Source organism: Vibrio salilacus (assembly GCF_002811245.1).
Classification (GTDB): domain Bacteria; phylum Pseudomonadota; class Gammaproteobacteria; order Enterobacterales; family Vibrionaceae; genus Vibrio; species Vibrio salilacus.
The window spans coordinates 1-3046 of record NZ_NIVQ01000050.1; the positions used below are offsets into that span (position 1 = coordinate 1).

Below are 3046 nucleotides of genomic sequence, written 5' to 3' on the forward strand. Positions count from 1 at the left end.
TCGTTGTGATGTTTATATTTGAGTCCGGCAAAATCGTGTCTCCACATGTTTAAAAATGGAGACAACTTTGGTTGTTTGATTGTAAGACCCTTTGGGGTTGTATGGTTAAGTGACTAAGCGTACACGGTGGATGCCTTGGCAGTCAGAGGCGATGAAAGACGTAGTAACTTGCGATAAGCCCAGATTAGGTAGTAACAACCTTTTGAGTCTGGGATTTCTGAATGGGGAAACCCACGTGCATAAGCACGTATCATTAACTGAATACATAGGTTAATGAGGCGAACTCGGGGAACTGAAACATCTAAGTACCCGAAGGAAAAGAAATCAACCGAGATTCCGAAAGTAGCGGCGAGCGAAATTGGACTAGCCCTTAAGCTTTTAATGAGACAGGTGAAGGCTCTGGAAAGTGCCGCGATACAGGGTGATAGCCCCGTAACCGACATCTCATCATCAGTGAAATCGAGTAGGGCGGGACACGTGATATCCTGTCTGAATATGGGGGGACCATCCTCCAAGGCTAAATACTACTGACTGACCGATAGTGAACCAGTACCGTGAGGGAAAGGCGAAAAGAACCCCTGTGAGGGGAGTGAAATAGAACCTGAAACCGTGTACGTACAAGCAGTAGGAGCCCACTTGTTGGGTGACTGCGTACCTTTTGTATAATGGGTCAGCGACTTATATTCAGTAGCAAGGTTAACCATCTAGGGGAGCCGTAGAGAAATCGAGTCTTAACTGGGCGTCGAGTTGCTGGATATAGACCCGAAACCAGGTGATCTAGCCATGGGCAGGTTGAAGGTTGAGTAACATCAACTGGAGGACCGAACCGACTAATGTTGAAAAATTAGCGGATGACTTGTGGCTAGGGGTGAAAGGCCAATCAAACCTGGAGATAGCTGGTTCTCCCCGAAATCTATTTAGGTAGAGCCTCGGACGAATACTACTGGGGGTAGAGCACTGTTAAGGCTAGGGGGTCATCCCGACTTACCAACCCTTTGCAAACTCCGAATACCAGTAAGTACTATCCGGGAGACACACGGCGGGTGCTAACGTCCGTCGTGGAGAGGGAAACAACCCAGACCGCCAGCTAAGGTCCCAAAGTATAGCTAAGTGGGAAACGATGTGGGAAGGCTTAGACAGCTAGGATGTTGGCTTAGAAGCAGCCATCATTTAAAGAAAGCGTAATAGCTCACTAGTCGAGTCGGCCTGCGCGGAAGATGTAACGGGGCTAAGCTATACACCGAAGCTGCGGCAATACAGTTTACTGTATTGGGTAGGGGAGCGTTCTGTAAGCCGTTGAAGGTGAGTCGTAAGGCTTGCTGGAGGTATCAGAAGTGCGAATGCTGACATGAGTAACGATAATGGGGGTGAAAAACCCCCACGCCGGAAGACCAAGGGTTCCTGTCCAACGTTAATCGGGGCAGGGTAAGTCGACTCCTAAGGCGAGGCCGAAAGGCGTAGTCGATGGGAAACGGGTTAATATTCCCGTACTTCTTACAATTGCGATGGGGGGACGGAGAAGGCTAGGTGGGCCTGGCGACGGTTGTCCAGGTTCAAGTGCGTAGGCGGAAGGTTTAGGTAAATCCGGACTTTCATAACGCTGAGACACGATGTCGAGCATCTACGGATGTGAAGTCATTGATGCCATGCTTCCAGGAAAAGCCTCTAAGCTTCAGATTGTAAGGAATCGTACCCCAAACCGACACAGGTGGTCGGGTAGAGAATACCAAGGCGCTTGAGAGAACTCGGGTGAAGGAACTAGGCAAAATGGTACCGTAACTTCGGGAGAAGGTACGCTCTTGACGGTGAAGTCCCTCGCGGATGGAGCTATTGAGAGTCGCAGATACCAGGTGGCTGCAACTGTTTATTAAAAACACAGCACTGTGCAAAATCGTAAGATGACGTATACGGTGTGACGCCTGCCCGGTGCCGGAAGGTTAATTGATGGGGTTAGACTTCGGTCGACGCTCTTGATCGAAGCCCCGGTAAACGGCGGCCGTAACTATAACGGTCCTAAGGTAGCGAAATTCCTTGTCGGGTAAGTTCCGACCTGCACGAATGGCGTAATGATGGCCACGCTGTCTCCACCCGAGACTCAGTGAAATTGAAATCGCTGTGAAGATGCAGTGTACCCGCGGCTAGACGGAAAGACCCCGTGAACCTTTACTACAGCTTGGCACTGAACATTGACCCTACATGTGTAGGATAGGTGGGAGACTTTGAAGCCGGTACGCCAGTATCGGTGGAGTCAACCTTGAAATACCACCCTTGTAGTGTTGATGTTCTAACTTAGCCCCATTATCTGGGGTGAGGACAGTGCCTGGTGGGTAGTTTGACTGGGGCGGTCTCCTCCCAAAGAGTAACGGAGGAGCACGAAGGTGGGCTAAACACGGTTGGACATCGTGTGGTTAGTGCAATGGCATAAGCCCGCTTGACTGCGAGAATGACAATTCGAGCAGGTGCGAAAGCAGGTCATAGTGATCCGGTGGTTCTGAATGGAAGGGCCATCGCTCAACGGATAAAAGGTACTCCGGGGATAACAGGCTGATACCGCCCAAGAGTTCATATCGACGGCGGTGTTTGGCACCTCGATGTCGGCTCATCACATCCTGGGGCTGAAGTCGGTCCCAAGGGTATGGCTGTTCGCCATTTAAAGTGGTACGCGAGCTGGGTTTAGAACGTCGTGAGACAGTTCGGTCCCTATCTGCCGTGGGCGTTGGAAGATTGAAGGGGGCTGCTCCTAGTACGAGAGGACCGGAGTGGACGAACCTCTGGTGTTCGGGTTGTCACGCCAGTGGCATTGCCCGGTAGCTAAGTTCGGAATCGATAAGCGCTGAAAGCATCTAAGCGCGAAGCGAGCCCTGAGATGAGTCTTCCCTGGCACTTTAAGTGTCCTAAAGGGTTGTTCAAGACTAGAACGTTGATAGGCAGGGTGTGTAAGTGCTGCGAGGCATTGAGCTAACCTGTACTAATTGCCCGTGAGGCTTAACCATACAACACCCAAAGGGTTTTGATTGGACTCAAAGCAAGAATATTGAATGTGTGA

General features: G+C 50.6%; 1 rRNA gene. It reads left to right on the forward strand.

What is annotated here, in order from left to right:
• Window positions 1-103 precede the first annotated feature (103 nt).
• Window positions 104-2993, forward strand: a 23S ribosomal RNA gene (locus tag CDZ87_RS16465).
• Window positions 2994-3046: the final 53 nt, after the last annotated feature.